Origin of the sequence: Phormidium pseudopriestleyi FRX01 (assembly GCF_017313335.1) — a bacterium.
GTDB lineage: Bacteria > Cyanobacteriota > Cyanobacteriia > Cyanobacteriales > Laspinemataceae > Laspinema > Laspinema pseudopriestleyi.
Genome location: NZ_JAFLQW010000606.1, coordinates 1 through 2,821 on the forward strand (window position 1 = coordinate 1; position 2,821 = coordinate 2,821).

The following is a 2,821-nucleotide window of genomic DNA, read 5'->3' on the forward strand; positions in this document are numbered from 1 at the left end:
AAACCTGATACGATTTATATCCTAGCAGGCATTAACGATTTGCGTCAAGGTAGACCGGATGCCAGCATAGCAGATAATATTTATTATACAGTACGGGAACTGCAACTAATTCACCCACCGGCTAAAGTGGTGGTGCAATCGATTTTACCCACCCGACTGGCGGCACTTCCTAATACCAGAATTCGTAAAATCAATCTCGAACTCGCGGCGATCGCCAAATCTGAAGGCGCAATCTATTTCGACCTCAATTCCAGCTTTACCAACGACGAAGATATGTTACGGCGCGAGTTAACCACGGATGGTATTCATTTGAGCCAAGAGGGATACCAACTCTGGCAAAAAGCACTGCATCAGATGGCATCTCGCTTAGACCTCAATCGGGGTACCCGATATCAGCAGTGGTTGCAAAGGTCTCCAAATTTTACCCTAGATGGCAAAACTTATACTTGGGTTTCCTATCAAGTTCAATCGGGAGACAGCTTACCGCAATTGTCCCAGAAAGCCTTTGGATTTGATACGTTTGAATACTGGGATTTAATTGCGTTGAAAAATAACTTGAGTTTTGAGGAAAAGTTGGGCAGGCGAACGATTTTGATTCCCCAAAATTTGGGGACATAATACTCTTGTCCAGTTCGCGGATCGTGCCGACTTGCTGTAGTAAAAACCCGCACCCTGTTCTATAAGCGTTTCGTTAGGAAAGGGTGCGGGTTTTTATATAGCAATCCTAAATGATTTATGACATCTTCAGCTCCCCTCTCCCCCTTTGGGAGAGGCCTGTCCTGAGCTTGTCGAAGGGGGTTGGGGGTGAGGGTATTCCACAACTGAGTTAGGACTGCTATAGACCTTTAAAAACCGGATTCCGGATGGACTCGTGCGTAAGCTTTCGTCACGAGGAACCTCGTCCCGTTAAACGCCATCTCGTGTCCTGGCTGGAGCCTTAGCCTAGGGCTTTGGCGACTTAAGCGCCTGGGTTTGTGGAGACAGATCCTCCACCGAGCACATTACTGGGCACAGCCCAGTAACGAGGGAAAAATCTTCACCCCGTTTAACGCTTTTAACAATCAAATGGTGCTATAAATAAGCAAGAGCTATTTAAAGTCAGTTAATGTCTTAAAATTTTAGAAAGCTATGAAAGGCGATTGCAAGCAAACATCGGGCAAATTATGCGGTCATTCTCGTGATAGCAATACGGCTAGTCAAAATCAACCCACTCTTGCTGATTGGGTGAATGATTATCTCGCTCATTTCGGAACTTGTTATCAAGCTCAAACCCAATGGTGGGGCGATCGCACTCTGACTTGGGATGCAGCCTTGGAAAGAGCTTGGCTTTCTCGATTTGCCGATGGAAAAATGCACCCCCATCAGCGCCGAGTCTCCTCTAAATTAGCAGAAGGATTGAACATATCTCGCCAAGATGGTAAGCGATCGCAGCAGTTTAAAACCTTTGAAGAACTTCATCACTGGATAGAGTCGGTGACTGCTCGCGTTAAAGGATTAGGAGAAACGACAGCTTACGATGTGGCTCAACGCTTGGGAATGTGGCTAAATTTAGCACCCGATTTAGTGTATCTTCATGCGGGTACGGCTGAAGGTGCAGCCCTTTTTAACATTACCGGAAAAACCACATTTTTAAGTGCTTTTCCTCCAGAAATACAAAAACTAGGAGCAACTCACACAGAAAACTTTTTGTGTATTTATAAGGATAACCTCAAGTGGTTATTTCACTAACTAAACAACTCAGTTTCAAAGGTTAAATTTTGGGGAAAGTTTTAAAAATTATGCCTGGAAAGAATCAAAAAACACCAGACAAGCGGTTTGTCAAAGTAAGTTATAGACTTCCGCGTTTCGTCACTTCAAGAGAAGATTACGATCCGATAGACACTGTTGCACTTTTGAGGATGGATGAGGATGATGAAATCCACTATTACGGCATCGATGAAGAAACTGGCGAAGAAGATGAAATATTATCCGATCAGGCTTGGACAGACTTCCATGATTTACTCATGCAAGGCGCGATGAGTCATGATATTATTCCTGCCTGTACTGCACGGTTAGAAGCCGATGGTTGGGAAGAAAGTGAATGTGATTTTGAAACTTTTAATGGCATCGTCTTCGATATTTGTCTGGAGTATGAAGATGATTTTCAGTCAAACCATGATTTATCCGGGGAACTCGAACGTCTACCGAAAACTCATGATGATTGGTTTCTTGAGTTGCTCGATTTGTGGCACCAGAGTAAGACTTTTATGTATGGAAAATTAGCCCAAAATGAGGAAAATGCAGAATTTTATCTTAATTTGCGTGATTTGGGTGACCGAGAGTTATCTTTCTCCTATAACGATGAATACATAATCGATTATATCAACGATGTGAAACGGGGTATAGAGAAGTTAAAGAATAAAAGCAAAAAGCAGCAACAACAAACCCAAGATGTTTGGCAAGAATCAATGAGCTATCTTATTGGTTTAACTCCTTATCGATAAAATAATCAACTCTTGAGGGATGGTTTAATTGAATTGACAAGCCTCTATCCAGAAGTCATGCCTAAAATTCTGACAGGAATAGCTGAGTATTTCAAAAATATGCCTTGTTTCTATACAAATGAAATTGAATACCGCGATTCCGTCCTCGAATTCATCCACCCAATTAATCAATCTGCTGGTTAGTTTAAGCACCAATCAATTGAGGGTTAAGTCTGGCTTTTAACGGTTTATAATATTTGGAGGTTGCGTGCAGCGAAACCCAACACCCGACAGTCAACACCAAAGCCAACTCGGGGAAAATCTCCCAACCTTAGAAAACCAATTGACTGCCGCCGAAG

The 2,821-nt window shown here is 42.8% G+C and carries 3 protein-coding genes; all 3 read left to right on the top strand.

Annotated elements, in window-relative coordinates; all coding sequences use genetic code 11:
* Positions 1-618: GDSL-type esterase/lipase family protein (locus J0895_RS23120; RefSeq protein WP_242541534.1), on the top strand; the 618-nt coding region annotated here is incomplete at its 5' end.
* Positions 619-1,128: 510 nt separating this feature from the next.
* Positions 1,129-1,728 carry a hypothetical protein gene (locus J0895_RS23125; protein ID WP_242541535.1) on the top strand — a complete coding sequence of 200 codons (600 nt, stop codon included), beginning with the start codon at positions 1,129-1,131 and terminating at the stop codon, positions 1,726-1,728.
* 50 nt (positions 1,729-1,778) lie between these two features.
* Positions 1,779-2,483, top strand: coding sequence for a hypothetical protein (locus J0895_RS23130; protein ID WP_242541536.1), 705 nt, complete (start codon positions 1,779-1,781; stop codon positions 2,481-2,483).
* Positions 2,484-2,821: the final 338 nt, after the last annotated feature.